Annotated in this window: 17 protein-coding genes; 9 read left to right on the plus strand and 8 right to left on the minus strand. The window is 67.7% G+C overall.

The window, feature by feature from the left end; all coding sequences use genetic code 11:
- Positions 1 to 78 precede the first annotated feature (78 nt).
- On the plus strand, positions 79 to 351 hold the full coding sequence (locus RQG77_RS16610) for a type II toxin-antitoxin system prevent-host-death family antitoxin (RefSeq protein WP_311245723.1): 273 nt from the start codon (positions 79 to 81) through the stop codon (positions 349 to 351).
- A gap of 25 nt (positions 352 to 376) precedes the next feature.
- Positions 377 to 1,075 carry a hypothetical protein gene (locus RQG77_RS16615; protein WP_311245724.1) on the plus strand — a complete coding sequence of 233 codons (699 nt, stop codon included), beginning with the start codon at positions 377 to 379 and terminating at the stop codon, positions 1,073 to 1,075.
- Positions 1,076 to 1,119: 44 nt separating this feature from the next.
- Here RQG77_RS16615 and RQG77_RS16620 read toward each other — a convergent pair whose 3' ends face one another.
- Entirely contained in the window at positions 1,120 to 1,746 is a 627-nt protein-coding gene (locus tag RQG77_RS16620) for a response regulator transcription factor (protein ID WP_311245725.1), read from the minus strand.
- Positions 1,743 to 2,930, minus strand: a complete 1,188-nt coding sequence (locus RQG77_RS16625) for a sensor histidine kinase (protein WP_311245726.1) — start codon at positions 2,928 to 2,930, stop codon at positions 1,743 to 1,745. Before RQG77_RS16625 ends, RQG77_RS16620 begins: the two co-directional genes overlap by 4 nt.
- A gap of 164 nt (positions 2,931 to 3,094) precedes the next feature.
- Here RQG77_RS16625 and RQG77_RS16630 point away from each other — a divergent pair, with 164 nt between their 5' ends.
- Both RQG77_RS16630 and RQG77_RS16635 read left to right on the plus strand, forming a co-directional pair.
- Positions 3,095 to 4,165 carry an ABC transporter permease gene (locus RQG77_RS16630; protein ID WP_311245727.1) on the plus strand — a complete coding sequence of 357 codons (1,071 nt, stop codon included), beginning with the start codon at positions 3,095 to 3,097 and terminating at the stop codon, positions 4,163 to 4,165.
- Positions 4,162 to 4,860 carry an ABC transporter ATP-binding protein gene (locus RQG77_RS16635; protein WP_311245728.1) on the plus strand — a complete coding sequence of 233 codons (699 nt, stop codon included), beginning with the start codon at positions 4,162 to 4,164 and terminating at the stop codon, positions 4,858 to 4,860. Before RQG77_RS16630 ends, RQG77_RS16635 begins: the two co-directional genes overlap by 4 nt.
- Before the next feature lie 7 nt (positions 4,861 to 4,867).
- Here the strand turns inward: RQG77_RS16635 and RQG77_RS16640 are convergent, their stop codons facing one another.
- Both RQG77_RS16640 and RQG77_RS16645 read right to left on the minus strand, forming a co-directional pair.
- Positions 4,868 to 5,866, minus strand: a complete 999-nt coding sequence (locus tag RQG77_RS16640; RefSeq protein WP_311245729.1) for a hypothetical protein — start codon at positions 5,864 to 5,866, stop codon at positions 4,868 to 4,870.
- Positions 5,867 to 5,874: 8 nt separating this feature from the next.
- Positions 5,875 to 7,704 carry a substrate-binding and VWA domain-containing protein gene (locus RQG77_RS16645; RefSeq protein WP_311245730.1) on the minus strand — a complete coding sequence of 610 codons (1,830 nt, stop codon included), beginning with the start codon at positions 7,702 to 7,704 and terminating at the stop codon, positions 5,875 to 5,877.
- 78 nt (positions 7,705 to 7,782) lie between these two features.
- Here RQG77_RS16645 and fdhD point away from each other — a divergent pair, with 78 nt between their 5' ends.
- Complete coding sequence (gene fdhD, locus RQG77_RS16650) at positions 7,783 to 8,673, plus strand: formate dehydrogenase accessory sulfurtransferase FdhD (protein ID WP_311245731.1); 891 nt, start codon at positions 7,783 to 7,785, stop codon at positions 8,671 to 8,673.
- Positions 8,663 to 11,008 carry an FdhF/YdeP family oxidoreductase gene (locus tag RQG77_RS16655; RefSeq protein WP_311245732.1) on the plus strand — a complete coding sequence of 782 codons (2,346 nt, stop codon included), beginning with the start codon at positions 8,663 to 8,665 and terminating at the stop codon, positions 11,006 to 11,008. Before fdhD ends, RQG77_RS16655 begins: the two co-directional genes overlap by 11 nt.
- Before the next feature lie 16 nt (positions 11,009 to 11,024).
- Here RQG77_RS16655 and RQG77_RS16660 read toward each other — a convergent pair whose 3' ends face one another.
- Positions 11,025 to 11,474, minus strand: coding sequence for a MarR family winged helix-turn-helix transcriptional regulator (locus RQG77_RS16660; protein WP_056310831.1), 450 nt, complete (start codon positions 11,472 to 11,474; stop codon positions 11,025 to 11,027).
- A gap of 113 nt (positions 11,475 to 11,587) precedes the next feature.
- Here RQG77_RS16660 and RQG77_RS16665 point away from each other — a divergent pair, with 113 nt between their 5' ends.
- Both RQG77_RS16665 and RQG77_RS16670 read left to right on the plus strand, forming a co-directional pair.
- A complete protein-coding gene (locus RQG77_RS16665) occupies positions 11,588 to 12,775 on the plus strand; it encodes an MFS transporter (protein WP_311245733.1) in 1,188 nt (395 codons plus the stop codon).
- Between the two features lie 90 nt (positions 12,776 to 12,865).
- Positions 12,866 to 13,651: an aldo/keto reductase gene (locus RQG77_RS16670; protein ID WP_311245771.1), complete on the plus strand. Its 786-nt coding sequence runs from the start codon at positions 12,866 to 12,868 to the stop codon at positions 13,649 to 13,651.
- 59 nt (positions 13,652 to 13,710) lie between these two features.
- Here the strand turns inward: RQG77_RS16670 and RQG77_RS16675 are convergent, their stop codons facing one another.
- Positions 13,711 to 14,529, minus strand: a complete 819-nt coding sequence (locus RQG77_RS16675; RefSeq protein ID WP_311245734.1) for a shikimate 5-dehydrogenase — start codon at positions 14,527 to 14,529, stop codon at positions 13,711 to 13,713.
- A 562-nt stretch (positions 14,530 to 15,091) separates the two neighbouring features.
- On the opposite strand from RQG77_RS16675, the gene RQG77_RS16680 reads away from it, so the two are divergent.
- The gene (locus RQG77_RS16680) at positions 15,092 to 15,298 is read left to right on the plus strand and encodes a cold-shock protein (protein ID WP_042540947.1); all 207 of its coding nucleotides are present in this window, start codon (positions 15,092 to 15,094) and stop codon (positions 15,296 to 15,298) included.
- 220 nt (positions 15,299 to 15,518) lie between these two features.
- Here RQG77_RS16680 and RQG77_RS16685 read toward each other — a convergent pair whose 3' ends face one another.
- Positions 15,519 to 16,184: an HAD hydrolase-like protein gene (locus RQG77_RS16685; RefSeq protein ID WP_311245735.1), complete on the minus strand. Its 666-nt coding sequence runs from the start codon at positions 16,182 to 16,184 to the stop codon at positions 15,519 to 15,521.
- A 78-nt stretch (positions 16,185 to 16,262) separates the two neighbouring features.
- On the minus strand, positions 16,263 to 16,958 hold the full coding sequence (gene nucS, locus RQG77_RS16690; protein WP_056310825.1) for an endonuclease NucS: 696 nt from the start codon (positions 16,956 to 16,958) through the stop codon (positions 16,263 to 16,265).
- Between the last annotated feature and the right edge of the window lie 119 nt (positions 16,959 to 17,077).

The following is a 17,077-nucleotide window of genomic DNA, read 5'->3' on the forward strand; positions in this document are numbered from 1 at the left end:
TGCTTCAGGTGGATCGTCCGTCAGCACATTCTGGAATACTTCTACACACTTCTACATATTTGGGCGTAAAGTTGTGTCATGACCACCCAGCCTCTCACGATGTCTTCGACAGTCGCCGCCAGACGAGGTGTCGGCTTCCTCACTTCCGAGGCGCAGGAGCGGCCGGTGAAGTTGACCAGCCACGGCAAGCCGGTCGCGGTCGTGGTGTCTGCGGCCGAGTACGACGAGCAGCGCCGCCTTCTGCGCGATGCCGAGCTCAAGGTTCTGAGCATTGCAGCCGATCTGGTGGCGGATCGCTCGACGATGCTCACGATCGATGATGCGAGGGAGCGACTGCTTGCAGCCGGGTGAGCGTTTCCCCGACGACCAGGCAGAGGTGACGTTCACCCAAGAGAGCATCGACTGGCTCATTGCGAACGTGAACGTATCAGAACGGGAGACGGTCTTTGACACGATCGCCGGGCTCTTCGCCTCTCCTGGGGGGAAGCACCGTCTGTCGAACCACGGGAGGACGAAACTCGTCGGATTCAACACCGTGGAGGCGTGTCAGCGTGCCTACCGAGTCATCTTCCGAGCCAAGATGCATGCCGATGTCGGCGCGATCGAGATCATCACCATCGGATTGCGACGAGACGACGACGTCTATGCCGAGGCACACGATCTGATCCACTCGGGGAAGCTGACCGACGCCGAGCAGACGCAGATCTGGGATGCGCTGAAGCTGCTCGAGGAGACGAAAGAGCGTCTGGGCCTCGAGGAGTGGGACTACTTCGAAGAGCCTGCGCCGATGGGATTGGTGAAAGCGGCAGTGGCCGCCGGCATCCTCGAGGAAGACATCGCCAGACGTCTCACTCAGAGTGAGCTCACGGCGGCGATGACCGCAGCCTGGGAGTCGGGAGAGCTCGATACGCACGCGGCGCTCGCGGCCGCCATGGCGCGGGTCGCCACGAGTGCGACCCCCGACCGTGTCTTCACCTCGAGACGATCGCCTCGGTGCGGCGCCTGGATGCCGATGGCGAACGCCCCATGCATCCGCGCGAAAGAGCATGCGGGCGCCCACCGCGCTTACCGGTGATGCAGTGCCGCCCGCAGAGGGAGGCCGCCGCGACACCCCAGATCTCAGCGGAGGATGCCCTTCTGGCGTGCCGCCGAGACCGCGGCGGTGCGTGAGCTGACGTCGAGCTTCGAGAAGATGTGCGCGAGATGCGATTTCACGGTCGTCTCGCTGACGAAGAGCTGGTCTGCCACCTCGCTGTTCGATCGCCCTGAGGCGACGAGCTCGAGCACCTCGATCTCGCGGCTGCTGAGGCTGACCCGCGGCGCGCGCATGCGATCGAGCAGTCGGGAGGCGATCACGGGCGCGAGCGCGCTCTCTCCGGCCGCCGCCGCGCGCACGGCGGCGGTCAGCTCGTGCGGCGGGGCGTCCTTCAGCAGGTAGCCGCTCGCACCGGCCTCGACGGCGCCGAGGATGTCGGCATCCGAGTCGTAGTTCGTGAGCACGAGCACGTAAGGCGGAGCCTCGAGCGCGCGGATGCGTCGAGTCGCGTCCACTCCCGTGGCCGGGGAGTGGGAACCGAACTGCAGGTCCATCAGCACCACGTCCGGGTTCTCGCGCTCGGCGCAGGCCACGGCCTCATCGGGGGTCGATGCCTCGGCGACCACCTCGAGATCCGCTTCGAGACTGAACAGGGCGATGAGGCCGGCGCGGACGATGGGGTGGTCGTCGGCGATGACGAGGCGGATCATGCGAACTCCGTCAGAGGGAGGTCCACGGTGAGTGTCGTTCCCCGGCCGGATGCCGCATCGATCTCGAGCCTCCCGCCCAACTGCTGCACCCGCTCAGCGGTGGCGCGCAGACCGAAGGAATCCGACTTCTCGGCGGCGGCCGCCGGCTCAGTGATCTTCGCATCGAATCCGGTCCCGTCGTCTTCGACGGTGAAGTGGAGCTGGTCGCTCTCGACGCTGATGGTGACCGTCGCCGTGGTCGCGTGAGCGTGCTGGATGACGTTGGCGATCGCACCCTGCGTGATGCGCAGCAGTGCCGTCTGCAGGTGCATGGGCAGGACGATCGTGTCGGATACCCGCACCTGCACGTCGAGTCCCTCCGTCGCCCACTGCGTGCGGGCCAGTCGACGCAGCGCCCCGCCGAGGGTCTGGTCGTCGAGCTGGGGAGGCGTCAGCTCGCGGATGAACCGCCGCGCCTCGACGAGGTTTGCGGCAGCCGTCTCGCGTGCGAGTCGGATGTGCTCGATCCCCGGGCGGGTGGCATCGGCCCGTTCCGCGGCATGCAGCAGCATCTGGATGCTGGAGAGTCCTTGCGCGAGCGTGTCGTGGATCTCCCGGGCGAGTCGGGCGCGCTCTGCGAGGACGCCTGATTCATGCTCCCGCGCGGCGAGCTCTCCGCGCGTCGCGAGCAGCTCGGCGACCAACGCTTCGCGCTGCTGCGCCTCTCGAGCCAGAGCCTGGTAGCCGAGGCCGATCAGGAGGGCGACGCCGGCGCCGACGAACGGACCGACGACGCCGCCGACGCTCCACCCGCCGTGGATGCCGAGTGCATAGACCGCGATGATCGTCGCCACGAGGATCGCGGCGGATCCTGCCCAACGCCCGAGCAGATGGAGAAACAGGAAGAACAGGGGGAAGACGAGGTAGGCGGCATCGGCGCTCACCCAGAGCAGGCCCAGCCACTCTGCCGAGAGCAGGGCCAGCCAGATCAGTGAGATCAGCCGCCGTCCGGCGGAGAGTCGCGTGAGCAGCAGTCCGGACGCGTAGGTCGCGGCGACGATCACGGCGAGGACGATCGCGGAGACGCTCGACTCCGACGGGTCGAGCACCGCACGGGCGATGACGACCCCCGTCAGGGCGAAGAAGAGAACGTGAAGGCCCGTCCGCAGACCCACGAACACCGGGGTCAGAGCGGTATGCGCCATGGATCGAACTCTACGCCGCCGCACCGAGCCGCCGCATCGTCCGAAAGGACGATCGAGGCGTCCTCATCCTGGGTGCGAAAGCCCGTCCCGGTGGCCGATGACCACGTCGACGTCGACGGCGAAAGTGGAATGGTCGCCGCATCGGCGACAGGAAAGGCCACACCATGTTCGTCGCGTTACGCGATCTTCGCTTCGCCAGTGGGCGATTCATCCTCATCGGCTCCGTCGTCGCCCTCATCACCCTTCTCGTCGGTTTCCTCAGCGGACTCACGGGAGGCCTCGCCATCCAGAACGTCTCGGGCGTGCTCGCGCTGCCCGCTGACCGGATCGTGTTCTCCTCCCCTTCGGGCGGCGACGATGCGGCCAGCTTCGCGGACTCCGCCATCACCGAGCAGCAGGCGGACGACTGGGCGGCGACAGCGGGTGTGACCGACGCGCGGCCCCTCGGCATCAGCCAGACCCGCGCCGAGACCCACGACACCCGTGCCGCGATCGCGGTGTTCGGTGTCGAGCCGGGATTCGACGCCGGAGCGCCCTCCGGCGACGGTCGGGTGAGCCTGTCGGTGCCCGCCGCGGATGCGCTCGGTGTGAAGGTCGGAGAGCAGATCGAGATCGCCGGCGTCTCCTACGACGTCGAGACGATTGAGGGGGATGCCTGGTACAGCCACACGCCGGTCGTGCAGATGACTCTGCAGGATTGGCAGGCGTACTCGGCATCCACCGGAAACCCCGACGCCTACGCCACGGTCCTCGCTGTCACGGGTGCCCCCGACTGGGACGCCGCGGACACAGCGCACGACACGATCTCCGAAACGACCCTCGGAGCGCTGACGGCGCTGAGCGCCTTCCGCTCCGAGATCGGATCGCTCCTGCTCATGGTGGCCATGCTGTTCGGCATCTCGGGACTCGTCATCGGGGCCTTCTTCACCGTGTGGACCATGCAGCGCAAGGGCGACGTCGCCGTCCTCAAGGCACTCGGCGCGAGCACGCGATCGCTGATCCGCGACGCACTGGGTCAGGCGCTGATCGTGCTGCTGGTGGGCATCGGCATCGGTCTGGGCCTCGTCGCCGTGCTCGGCCTGCTCGCCGGCACCGCCCTTCCGTTCCTGCTGAGCCCCGTCACGACGATCCTTCCCGGCGCCATCATGATCGCCCTCGGCCTCGCAGGCGCCGCCTTCGCCCTGCGCTCCGTCACCTCCGCCGACCCCCTCACCGCCCTCGGGAGCAACCGATGATCCGCCTGAACGACGTCACCCTGACCTTCCCCGACGGTGACTCGCGGGTGACCGCCGTGGACGGCGTCTCCCTCACCGCCCACCCCGGAACCGTCACCGGAATCACCGGGCCCAGCGGCTCGGGCAAATCGAGTCTGCTGGCCGTCGCCGGCACCCTTCTGCGCCCGGATTCCGGCGAGATCCTCATCGACGGCAGCGACGTCACGGCTCTCAGCCCGGCCGAGGCGACGCGTCTGCGGCGGGACCGGATCGGGATCGTCTTCCAGCAGCCCAACCTCATCCCCTCGTTGACCGCCCGCGAGCAGCTGAGCGTCATGAACGAGCTCGGGGCCCCGCACAGCCGGCGCCGTCGCGCCAGTGCTGCCGTTCATGCGGATGAGCTGCTCGCCGCGGTCGGCCTCGCCGAACACGGTCACAAGAGGCCGCATCAGCTCTCCGGCGGGCAGCGTCAGCGCGTCAACATCGCTCGTGCACTGATGAACGACCCGAGCGTGCTCCTGGTCGACGAGCCCACCAGTGCCCTGGACCAGGAGCGCGGTGCCGCGATCATCGACCTCATCCTCCGGCTCACCGACGAGCGGAACACGTCGACGTTGCTCGTGACCCATGACCTCGTGCACCTCCCGCGCATGCACGGGGTGCTGCACCTCGTCGACGGTCGGGTCGTCGACGCCGCCGCTGTTGTGAGGCGCTGAGCGGCGCTCAGTCGCCGGAGCTCTGCTTGAACTGACGCTCCCAGTCGCGCAGCTCGCTGCGACCGATGAGCGAGTCGAGGGATACCTGGAACAGCAGTCCCTTGCGGGCATTGACCTGCTTGATGTTGTCGACGATCTGGGTGGTCACCGACGACAGTGCCTCACGCACCTCGGCGATGCGCTCGTCGGGGGCGTCCCACAGGTCGGGCCTGGTCAGCAGGTCGAGCAGGTAGTCGCGATCGAGGGCGGCGACCAGGCGGGCGAGCTTGTCGGAGTACTCGGTTTCGGCGAGCACGCTCTGATCCTCGCCCGCTTTGGCGTCGAGGCGGATGAACAGCTGTTCGACGTGCGAGGCGAGGGCGTCGATGCCTGCGGCGGTCTCGGCAGCGAGAGGGCTGCCCGGAACCGCGGCGTAGTCGGCTCGGAGTTCGCGCAGACGGTTCACTCGAAGACGGATGCCGGCGGGCACCGGGTCCGTCGAGGCCGGGGACGTGCGACGTCGGCGACGGGCGATCAGGCCGAAAGCAGTCACGGCAGCCGCGACGAGCACGACCCCGCCGATCACGAGCGGGATCACCGCTCCGCCTACTGCAGCATCGCCGCCCGGCGACGTCGGGGTCTCGGCCGAGATCTCCTGCACCGTCTCGACGAGCTGATCTTGCAGGCTCCCGCCAGATGACTCGCTCTCGTTCGCGATGCGCAGCGCGTCATCGCCGATCGTCACCGATGCGGCCTGCAGGTCGTCGCCGATCGCGACGATCACGGTCTTCTGGCTCGCGCCCGCCTTGAGCTGCTCGAGGATGTAGGTGTTGTACGGGGTGTCACGCGCAGCATCCGCGGGCAGCACGACCACCGCGATCGAGCCGTCGCCCGGGACGACGCCGGAGAGCGCGTCGGCTATGGCCTGGCCACCTGACACGTCTGGGTCGACGTAGATGTTCTGCCCGGATATGCCTTCGACGGCATCATCGATCCAGGGATTGTTCGACGCGGAGAGAAACGGCATCGCGACCCTCAGAAGTTGTTGATCACGGAGGCGAACACGAGGTCGATCCGCTCGGCGTCGGAGGCGTCGAACAGCTGTCCTCCGGTCACATCCGCGATCCGCTGCAGCGCGGACGTGTCGGCACCCTCTCCATACGCGATCGGGAATATACGCACGGGAGCGTCGTCACCGCCCTCCTTCGTGCTCTTGCCGATCTTCGCGATGAGCGAGTCGAGCGAGATGCTCGAGTCGGTGTCCTCGCCGTCCGACAGCACGACGATCGCGTTGATGCGTCCAGGCTCTGCGCGCTCGCTCATCGCCTCATAGGCGAGCAGGATCGAGTCGTAGAGCGGCGTGCCGTTGCGCTGCGCGTACCGGAGGTCGTCGAGCGAGGAGTCGAGCTTCTCGCCATCGGAACCGAGGGCACTGACATCACGCAGAACCTGGATGCCCTCGCCCTCATCCGAGGAGATGCCGGTGGTGAACGCCCACACGCCGATCTCATCGGTCGGGCGGAAGTGGTTCAGCGTCGACTGCGCGCCCTCGATCGCCCCGTCGAGGCGTGAACGTCCGTCGCCGATCGGATCGTCCATGGATCCAGAGATGTCGATCAGTTCGAGCACTGACGAGGGCTTGCGCACCTGCGTCCACTGGTCGATCGCCGTCGAGATCACGTCGACCTCGGGCTTCGGCAGGGTGACTGCGGGCTGCGCGGGGTCGACGCCGAACTTCGCGGTGAACAGGTCGCCCAGCGGCACCGACTCGTCGAGCGGGCGGAATCCGTAGTCGGGGAGGATCTTCTGCGCCGCGGTGGTCTGCACGAACTCGGCGAAGGCCTCGCCGGCTGTGCGCTGCTCGGCGGTGACCCAGTCGGCACCCAGCACGGTGATCGGGTTGTCCGACCACATGGATCCGCCTGCGGGATAGACCGCGACCAGCTTGGTCTTCGGCGGGGTCAGGGTCTCACCCGGCTGCACGGTGTGCGAGTCGGGGTTTCCCTGGTTGTAGTTGAGCAGCGAAGTCTCTTCCAGGGCGACGGCCGAGACGTAGGCCGAGCCGTTCGAGCCGTTCTGGGTCTCGTCATAGAGCGTCGACAGGACGTTTCCCGTGGTGTCGCCGTAGTGGATGACGCACTCCTCGAACACGCGGGAGAAGTCGGCCGAGGCTTCGACATCTGCCGAGGTGAGGCCTTCGGCCTTGCCGGTCGCCTCGTACGACTGCATGAGGATCGTCGAGAGGCCCGTGGTGGAGGTGTTCGGGTTCGTCTTCGAGATCTTGAACGCACCCCAGATGTCCTTGCCTACGCTGCCCCAGCCGGCGGGGTCCTGGCAGAGGTTCTCGAGGTCCGTGATGCTGATCGGCGTGTTCGGCCAGCCGAGCGCTGTGGCCATCGGCTCGGGCATGCCGAACACGACGGGCGTGCGGGTGAACGACTTCGGCTCGCCCACGAGTCCGGGCGACGCGGCTGCGGCGACGCGATCGGTCCAGACGGTGGATGCGGGAGACCAGAGCGTCGGCCACAGTGACTGATCGTCGCTCGGCCAGTCGTCGCCCGAGGTGAGGAAGCGCGTCGCGTTGCCCGAGGAGACGTTGGTCGGTCGCACGGTGGCGCAGGTCTCGAGCCCTTCGTGCTCGGGCGAGTCCTTGAACGCCTTCGCCAGCTCGTCGAGCATGTTGACCTTCTCCGACGAGGTCGCGACCGCGATGTGCGTGCAGCCGTCGTCGGGGAAGCCCTGCCCACCGTCGCTCGTGGTGCCGTTCTCGCCGCCACCGCCGGTGCAGGCGGTCAATGCCAGGGCGACGATCGCCGCCATGGCGAGGGCGGCGGGTGTCCGTCGTGCGTTGCGGGGCGCGCTCATGCGCCTAGGCTACCCAGGTATCGCGCCCACGATCACGGATCGGTCCGATCCGGCGACCTGCGAGGTACGCTCGCTCGTGTGGGGCGGATCACGACGCGGCGACCGATTCTGAAACTCACCCTCGGCGAGGGTGCGAGTCGTCGCGCCGACACGCTCGCCGTCGAGGAGCCGCTCGAGATCCGAGTCGCGGGTGCGCCGCTCGCCGTGACGATGCGCACCCCGGGGCACGACGTCGAGCTGGCGGCCGGGTTCCTCGTGTCCGAGGGGATCATCGCGCAGACATCCGACTTCCACTCCGCGATCCACTGCGGCGGCCCGGGCACCGGCGGCCAGGAGAACACCTACAACGTGCTCGACATCAGCCTCGCGCACGGCGTCGCGCTCCCTGACCCCGACGCTGCTCGGCGCTTCTACACGACCAGCTCCTGCGGGGTGTGCGGCAAGGCGAGCATCGATGCCGTGCGCACCGTGTCGCAGCATCCGATCGCCGAAGACGACATCCGAATCGAACCGGAGCAGATCGCTGCCTTCCCCGATCGGCTGCGCGCCGAGCAGGCGGCGTTCGACAAGACCGGCGGTCTGCATGCTGCTGCACTGTTCGACGCCGACACGGGCGAGCTGCTCGTGCTGCGCGAAGACGTCGGCCGCCATAACGCCGTCGACAAGGTGGTGGGCTGGGCGCTGCTGAACGATCGACTGCCGCTGCGCCGACAGGTCCTGCAGGTCTCGGGGCGGGCGAGCTTCGAGCTGGTGCAGAAGGCCGCCATGGCCGGCATCCCGCTGCTGAGTGCCGTCTCTGCTCCCTCTTCGCTTGCCGCTGAGCTCGCTGAAGAGTCGGGGGTGACGCTCGTCGGTTTCGTCCGAGGGCGATCCATGAACATCTACGCGCACGCGCATCGGGTGCGTGTCGACGGCCAGGGGGTCGGCACGTCCGAGCCCGCCGCGGAGGGAGCCAGCCATGCTCGATAGCCAAGGAACCTCGGGCACCGCCTTCGGGCTGATGCCGGTCGAGCCGCGCCAGGGCGGGTACGGTCCCCGCACGGATCGGGCGTGGTCGCGCAAGCCCTACGGTCACCCGGCAGCCGGGTGGGGTGCGGCGGTGTCAGTGGGGAGAGTGGTGCTGGATCAGCGCGAGCCGATCGCCGGTCCGCTCGCGATGCTGCAGATGAACCACCCCGTCTCGGGCTACGACTGCCCCGGCTGTGCGTGGCCCGATGATCTCGGCAACCTGAAGCTCGACATCTGCGAGAACGGCATCAAGCATGTGACGTGGGAGATGACGCGCAAGCGCGTCGACCGTCGTTTCTTCGCCGAGCACACGGTCACCGAGCTCGCCACCTGGCCGGATTTCGATCTCGAGGATCAGGGGCGCCTGACTGAGCCGATGACCTACGACGCGGCCACCGATCACTACGTTCCGATCTCGTGGGACGACGCGTTCGCGCTGGTCGGCGACGAGCTGCAGAGTCTCGACAGTCCTGACGAGGCTGCCTTCTACACGTCGGGTCGACTCAGCAACGAGGCCACGTTCCTGTACCAGCTGATGGTGCGGGAGTACGGCACGAACAACCTTCCCGACTGCTCGAACATGTGTCACGAGGCCTCGGGCAGGGCACTCAAGGCGTCGATCGCCACGGGCAAGGGCACAGTCGACATGCACGACTGGGACGACTGCGACGCCCTCTTCGTGCTCGGCGTGAACGCGGCATCCAATGCTCCGCGCATGCTCACGGCGCTGGCGGATGCCGTGAAGCGCGGCGCCCAGGTGGTGCACGTCAATCCGCTCGTCGAAGCGGGCGCCACCCGCACGATCGTGCCGCACGACTTCGTCGACATGGCGCGCTTCAAGGCGACGGGCACGAGCACGATGAACCTGCAGGTGCGCCCCGGTGGCGACCTCGCTCTGATCCGCGGCATGTCGAAGGTGGTCTTCGAGGCCGCTGCGGATGACCCGTCGGTTCTCGACACCGAGTTCCTCGGCGCCCTGACCCAGGGCGCGGCGGAGTACCGCGCGCTGGTCGAGGCGACTCCGTGGGCAGACCTGGTCACGCAGTCGGGGCTGACGGAGGAGCAGATCCGCGCAGCCGCGGCCGTGTACCTCACGGCGGAGCGCACGATCATCAGCTGGTGTCTCGGCATCAGCCAGCACGAGCACGGCGTCGACACCGTGCGCGAGATCGTCAACCTGCTGCTTCTTCGTGGCAACATCGGCCGCCAGGGTGCGGGACCCTCACCGATCCGCGGCCACAGCAATGTGCAGGGCAACCGCACGTGCGGCATCGACCACCGGCCGACGGATGCCTGGCTCGATCGCCTTGCCGAGGTCTGCCGCATCGATCCGCCGCGGCATCCCGGTCTCGACACCGTCCGCACCATCGAGGCGATGCATGACGAACGGGTCAAGGTGTTCGTCGGCATGGGCGGCAACTTCGTTCTCGCGGCTCCCGACACCCCGTTCACGGCGCAGGGGCTCGAGAAGTGCCGTCTCACCGTGCAGGTGAGCACGAAGCTCAACCGCAGCCACCTCGTGCACGGCGAGAAGGCTCTGATCCTGCCCTGCCTCGGTCGCACCGAGCGCGACCAGCAGACGCAGGGCCCGCAGGGTGTCACGGTCGAGGATGCGATGAGCATGGTGCACCTCTCGGTGGGGCGCAAGCAACCGGCATCCGCGTACCTCAAGTCGGAGCCCGCGATCATCGCGGGACTGGCGAAGGCGACCCTCCCGCACACCGCCACCCCGTGGGACTGGTACGTCGGCGACTACGCCCGCATCCGTGACGTGATGGCCGAGGTGCTGCCGGGCTTCGAGGGGTTCAACGAGCTCGTGAGCGACAGGCACGGATTCCGCATCCCGCAGCCGGCCAGGGAACGGGTGTTCCAGACGCCGTCGGGCCGTGCGGAGTTCTCGCACGCGCCGCTGCCCGACGTCATTCCCGAATCCGCCGAGACCCTGGTGCTGCAGACCGTGCGCTCGCACGACCAATGGAACACGACGATCTACTCGAACGACGATCGTTACCGCGGCGTGAAGAACCTGCGAGAGCTCGTGTTCCTGCACGAGGACGACATGCGCGACCGCGGGCTCGTCGAGGGCGATCTGGTCGACATCGTGTCGACCTCGAAAGACGGCTCGACGCGGATGCTCAGGGCGTTCCGCGCCGTGCCGTACGACCTTCCTCGCGGCAGCGCGGCCGGCTATATGCCCGAGATGAACGTGCTGATCGGGCGCAAGGACTTCAGCGTGCAGAGCGATCAGCCGCTGATGAAGAGCATCCAGGTGACCGTCGCGCGCAGCGCTTCGTGAGCGCGCTCGTCGGCGACTAGGCGTCGACCGTCGAACCCTGCAGTGCGTGCACGACCGGCGCGAGCTCGGGCTGGGTCACCGCATCGCTGAGCGCGCGTTCGAGGGTGTCGTCATGGATCGGGTGCGCCTGCTCGTACAGCGCAAGACCGGCCGGCGTGAGCTCGGTGTAGATGCCTCGACGGTCGTCGGCGCAGAGGATGCGGGTGAGCAGCCCGCGGTCTTCGAGCCGGGTCACGAGCCGTGTCGTCGCACTCGGGCTCAGGGCCGTCGCGCGGGCGAGCTGCTGCATCCGCATGTGCCAGCCGTCCTGCCTGCTGAGCGCGTCGAGCACGGTGTACTCGACGACTGAGAGTCCCACCGATGCGCCGAGCGCCTTTTCGAGGTCTGCCTCGATGATGCCGTGCAGAGCGGCGAGGGTGCGCCAGCCGCGCGCCCGGATCTCGACAGCGTCGTCTGAGATGCCCACAGTGACCTCCGAAGTAGTTGCTTGCGCGGGATACTTGCGTGTGCAATGATTATCCCTCGGACGCAATATCCCGCGTCTGCAACTACTTTAGCAGAGGACCACGGAGCGCACCCATGCCACTCGGACTCATCGCGCTCGCCATCGGCGCCTTCGGGATCGGACTCACCGAGTTCGTGATCATGGGCCTCCTTCCCGAGGTGGCCACCGACTTCGGGGTCACCGAGGCCACGGCCGGCTGGCTCATCTCGGGCTACGCGCTGAGCGTCGTCGTCGGCGCGCTCGGCCTCACCGCCGCCACGACGCGACTGCCGCGCAAGCCCGTGCTGCTCGGACTCGTGGTGCTGTTCATCGCGGGCAACGCGCTGACCGCGCTCGCCCCCGACTACACGATCGCCATGATCGGCCGCATCATCGCCGCCCTCTGCCACGGCGCGTTCTTCGGCATCGGGGCAGTCGTCGCAGCCGAGCTCGTCGCCCCCGAGAAGAAGGCGCGGGCGATCGCCATCATGTTCACCGGCCTCACGGCCGCCAACGTGTTCGGCGTTCCTTTCGGTACGTTCCTCGGCCAGCAGTTCGGCTGGCGTTCGACCTTCTGGGTGATCTCGGCCATAGGCGTGGTCGCGTTCGCCGGGATCGCGCTGCTCGTCACTGCCCCGAAGGCCACCGGTCAGCAGGTGAGCCTTCGGAGCGAGCTCCGCGCCTTCCGTTCGGGCCAGGTCTGGCTTTCGCTCATCGTCACCGCACTCGCGTTCGGCGGGATGTTCGGCGCCTTCACCTACATCGCGTACACATTGACCGGCGTCACGGGCTTCGCCGACACCACGGTTCCGTGGCTTCTCGTGCTCTTCGGCGCCGGGCTCGTTGCGGGCAACTGGATCGGCGGACGCCTGGCGGATCGCTCGATCGACCGCACCCTCCTGATCTTCATCGCCGCCCTGGCCGTCGTGCTGATCCTGTTCGGCTTCTTCGCATGGTCGCAGCCGGTGACGATCGCGATCCTCGTGCTGATGGGCGCCTTCGGCTTCGGCACGGTGCCGGGGTTGCAGAGCCGCATCATGCATTACGCCGGCGGAGCGCCGACCCTCGCCTCGGGAGCGAACATCGGTGCGTTCAACGTCGGCAACGCACTCGGCGCCTGGGCCGGCGGGCTCGGCATCGCCGCAGGCCTCGGCTACACCTCTCCCATCTGGATCGGCGCGGCGATCACGGCATCCGCCCTCGTCGTGATGGCGATCGCAATGGTCGCCGCCCGTCGGCCCGCGCCGGCCGCCACCGGCACTCTGCAGACCGTCGCTGCCTGACGCTCCATCCCGAACCGCAGACAGAACAAGAAGGACACAGCAGTGAGCACTCCCACCATCCCCACCGTCACCCTGAACAACGGCATCGAGATGCCGCAGCTCGGCTACGGCGTCTTCCAGGTGCCGGATGCCGAGACGACGGCGGCCGTCGCCGCAGCCCTCGACGCCGGATACCGCAGCATCGACACCGCGGCGATCTACGGCAACGAAGCGGGCGTCGGCCGCGCGCTCAGCCAGTCGGGCATCGACCGCAGCGATCTCTTCGTGACCTCCAAGGTCTGGATCGCCGACCACGGCTACGACGCCGCACTCCGCGCATACGACGAGTCGCTCGAGCGTCTCGGTCTCGACCACCTCGACCTGTATCTGATCCACTGGCCCACGCCCGCGCTCGGAACGTATGCCGAGACGTGGCGGGCCCTCGAGAAGCTCTACGCCGACGGGCGAGTGCGCGCGATCGGGGTGTCTAACTTCGAGCCGCAGCACCTCGAGCGGATCTCGTCCGACGGGGGCATCGTGCCCGTCGTCAACCAGGTCGAGCTGCATCCTGCGTTGCAGAATCGCGCGGTCGCCGCGGCGAACACCGAGCGCGGCATCGTCACGGAGGCCTGGAGCCCGCTCGCGCAGGGTGCCGTGCTCGGTGACGCCTCCGTGGTCGATATCGCCGACCGCCACGGCAAGACTCCCGCACAGGTGGTGCTGCGCTGGCATCTGCAGCAGGGTCGTGTCGTGATCCCGAAATCAGTGACCCCGGCGCGCATCGCGCAGAACCTCGACGTGTTCGACTTCGTGCTGGACGCCGCGGAACTTGCGACGATCGATGCTCTCGAGCGCGACGGTCGCACGGGACCGCACCCCGCGGCGTTCAACGGCTGAGTCGATCGGCCGTTGAGCCGATCGGCCGCTGAGCTGATCGGGTCGTGCGGGCGCGGTGGCTACTGCGCCCGCATGAACTCCTCGGCGGCCGCGACCTGCTCGGGGGTCGGGCGGAGGCCGGTGTAGAGCACGAACTGCTCGAGCGCCTGCAGGGTCGCGACCTCGGCTCCGGTGATGACGGTCTTGTCGGCCGCGCGCCCGGCCGCGATCAGCGGGGTCTCAGCAGGAAGAGCCACGACGTCGAACACGACGGATGCCGCGGCGATCTGCGCGGTCGAGAACGACACGGTGTGCTCGTCGGCGCCGCCGGCCATGCCGATCGGGGTGATGTTGACGATCACGTCGGCGGTCACGGCATCCGCATCCGCCGTCCAGTCGAACCCGTAGAGGTCGGCGAGCCCGCGACCGCGCTCCTCGTTGCGCGCCGCGATCGTGACGCGCGAGAATCCGGCGTCACGGAAGGCGGCGGCCGTCGCCTTCGCCATGCCGCCGGAACCGCGCAGAAGCACGGATGACGACGGGTCGAGAGCGTTCCGCTCGATCAGCTGGGCGATGGCGCTGTAGTCGGTGTTGTAGGCCGTGAGCACGCCGTCGTCGTTCACGATGGTGTTGACCGAGTCGATCGCGGTGGCCGACGGGTCCATGCGGTCGACGAGTGCGATCACGTCCTCTTTGTAGGGCATCGAGATCGCGCATCCGCGGATGCCGAGGCCACGCACGCCGGCGATCGCCTGCCCGAGGTCGGTCGGTGCGAACGCCTTGTAGATCCAGTTCAGCCCCAGCTCCTCGTAGAGGAAGTTGTGGAAGCGGGTTCCGTTGTTGCTCGGGCGCGCGGAGAGCGAGACGCACAGCGTCATGTCCTTGTTCAGCATGGTCACCGCCCCAGGGTACCCGCGGAGTCTGCGAGCGATCGGGCCGGGAGGCCTTCACCGATATCGCCCGGGGTCAACCCCCATGGCGTCCCGGAGCAGGCTCCCCTAGTGTGAAGGTGCGTGCACAGGGGATTGATCGTCTCCGTCTACCCCAGACGACGGGCTGCCTTCCCCAGAGGCAAGGGCGATCCGTGCACGCGATTGGGCCCTCTCGAGTGGTTCTGTCCCCAACGGGCTGCTCGAGAGGGCCGCTGATCGCCCGTCTTTCGACTTTTTTCCGATTTGTCCCCCATATGGGGGACAAATGAGGTTCGGAGGGGTTAGGCTGGAATCTGACGCACCCTCCGGTCGTCTTCGGCCCTCATCGCTCCCCCCGCGGTGAGGGCCACACCATTTTTCGGCCCCTTTCGTCGTCGAGGCGAGTGCCGCGTGTGTGACCGACGATTACCGCTCATGCAACATTTGGGTTACGGGCTGACCTCGGGACTTCCGCTCAGCGCGTGCTCCACTAGCGTGGAGCACGTCGGGGCATCCTGCGTCGGCTTCTTTCCAGCAGAACAGGCAGTACATGAGCACCCAGGGCACGGTTAAGTGGTTCAACTCGGAGAAGGGCTTCGGCTTCATCTCCCCCGACGACGGCGGCGCTGACGTTTTCGCGCACTACTCCGCCATCGAGTCATCCGGCTACCGCTCTCTTGAAGAGAACCAGCGAGTCGAGTTCGACGTGGCGCAGGGCCCCAAGGGCCTGCAGGCTGAGAACATCCGTCCGCTCTGAGAGCGGACGTCCATAGAACTCCCTGACCGGGGGCCCGCACTCGTTGCGACCTCCGGCAGGGAGTTCTGTGCTTTCTGGGGGCCGGCCCGCAGTGGTGACGCCAAGACTCGGCGGAGGACTGTTCCTCGGGAGGAGGACTGTTCCTCGGGAGGAGTATTTCGGACCGAGGCTCCTCCCCAAGGGAAGTTCCCCTCCCGGGGGTGCGCCCGCAGGCCGGCAGTCAGCTGAGCAGCAGTGCACGCAGCTCGTCGGCAGATGCGGCGCGGAACGCGGCCTCGTCGCCTTCGTGCGTGTCGCTGAAGCCCCACTCGACGAAGATCACGGGCACGCCGTTCGCGTTGCCGCCCTCGACGTCGTGGTGGCGGTCGCCGATGAGTATCGGCCGCGACACGTCCGCGCCGCGGTCGGCGAGACGGCGTAGCGCCTCGGCCACGATGTCGGTCTTCGATGCGAGGGTCGACTCGTCGGGAGTCGCGCCGACGGTCGTGAGGAAATAAGGGCGCAGCTCGAAGAAGTCGATGATCGCGTCGACCTGGATCTCGGGCTTCGAGCTCGCCGTAGCCTGGGGCACCCCGGCGGTGTGCAGGTCTCGGATGATCTCGGGCACGCCGGGGTAGGTGGCTACGTCGGTCGTGTAGCCGTCGGCCTTGCCGAGTGTCCGGTAGAACGCCACGGCCTCGGCGGACTGCTCGGGCGTCATTCCGGCCTGCGCCTGGAAAGACTGGAACATCGGCGGGCCGATCCAGTGCACCAGCTGCTCGCGCGTCGGGGCAGGGTGACCGAAGTGCGTGAGGGCGACGTTCAGGCGACGGAGGATGCCGACCGACGCGTCGGCGATCGTGCCGTCGACGTCCCAGAGCACGCAGGAGTAGGGGGAAGAAGCCATGCCTTCCAGCCTATGGGCAGTGCACAAGTCGACCGACCACGATGAACATGTGTGCAGGCGGCCTCAGAAGAGGCGGTCTCAGAACAGGCGGGGGATGCCGGACTCGATGCCCTTCATGTCGTCGTAGTCGAGCACGAGGCAGCGGATGCCGCGATCCTCGGCGAGCACGCGTGCCTGAGGCTTGATCTCCTGCGCGGCGAAAACGCCCTGCACCGGGGCGAGATGCGGGTCGCGACCCAGCAGCTCGAGGTAGCGGGTGAGCTGCTCGACGCCGTCGATGTCGCCACGGCGCTTGATCTCGACGGCGATGGCCGCGCCGTCGGCATCCCGTACGAGGAGGTCGACCGGGCCGATCGCCGTCGGGTACTCGCGCCGCACCAGCGTCGCGCCGTCGGAGATGCGCTCGACCTGCTCGGCGAGAAGCCGCTGCAGGTCGGCTTCGACGCCGTCTTTCTGCAGACCGGGGTCGATGCCGAGCTCGTGAGTGGTGTCGTGCAGGATCTCGTAGATCTGCACCCGCAGCGCATCGCCGGTCTTCTTGTGTGTGACGCGCCAGACCTCGGTGACGCCGGCGATCGACTCCTCTTCACCGGGTTCCTCGGAGGCGAGGGAGCACGGCGGGCTCATCCAGTTCAGCGGCTTGTAGCTGCCGCCGTCCGAGTGCACGAGCAGACTCCCGTCGCCCTTGTGCACGAGCAGACGTGTGGCGAGCGGGAGATGAGCATTGAGCCGCCCGGTGTAATCCACGGAGCAGCGGGCGATGACGAGACGCACCCGTCGAGCCTACTTCGTCGGGCGGACTCCTTCTGCTGACATGAGCGTCCGCGCCGGAGTTTCCACATCTGCGGCGGATCGATGCCGGTCGGCGATTCCGTGCGACTGGATCCTGACAT

It is taken from the genome of Microbacterium sp. WCS2018Hpa-23, assembly GCF_031843845.1.
Lineage (GTDB): Bacteria > Actinomycetota > Actinomycetes > Actinomycetales > Microbacteriaceae > Microbacterium.

Coding starts and splice junctions, on each gene's coding strand:
- RQG77_RS16610 (WP_311245723.1), top strand. CDS start 79: ATGACCACCCAGCCTCTCACGATGTCTTCGACAGTCGCCGCCAGACGA.
- RQG77_RS16620 (WP_311245725.1), bottom strand. CDS start 1,746: ATGATCCGCCTCGTCATCGCCGACGACCACCCCATCGTCCGCGCCGGC.
- RQG77_RS16625 (WP_311245726.1), bottom strand. CDS start 2,930: ATGGCGCATACCGCTCTGACCCCGGTGTTCGTGGGTCTGCGGACGGGC.
- RQG77_RS16630 (WP_311245727.1), top strand. CDS start 3,095: ATGTTCGTCGCGTTACGCGATCTTCGCTTCGCCAGTGGGCGATTCATC.
- RQG77_RS16635 (WP_311245728.1), top strand. CDS start 4,162: ATGATCCGCCTGAACGACGTCACCCTGACCTTCCCCGACGGTGACTCG.
- RQG77_RS16640 (WP_311245729.1), bottom strand. CDS start 5,866: ATGCCGTTTCTCTCCGCGTCGAACAATCCCTGGATCGATGATGCCGTC.
- RQG77_RS16645 (WP_311245730.1), bottom strand. CDS start 7,704: ATGAGCGCGCCCCGCAACGCACGACGGACACCCGCCGCCCTCGCCATG.
- RQG77_RS16655 (WP_311245732.1), top strand. CDS start 8,663: ATGCTCGATAGCCAAGGAACCTCGGGCACCGCCTTCGGGCTGATGCCG.
- RQG77_RS16665 (WP_311245733.1), top strand. CDS start 11,588: ATGCCACTCGGACTCATCGCGCTCGCCATCGGCGCCTTCGGGATCGGA.
- RQG77_RS16670 (WP_311245771.1), top strand. CDS start 12,866: ATGCCGCAGCTCGGCTACGGCGTCTTCCAGGTGCCGGATGCCGAGACG.
- RQG77_RS16680 (WP_042540947.1), top strand. CDS start 15,092: ATGAGCACCCAGGGCACGGTTAAGTGGTTCAACTCGGAGAAGGGCTTC.
- RQG77_RS16685 (WP_311245735.1), bottom strand. CDS start 16,184: ATGGCTTCTTCCCCCTACTCCTGCGTGCTCTGGGACGTCGACGGCACG.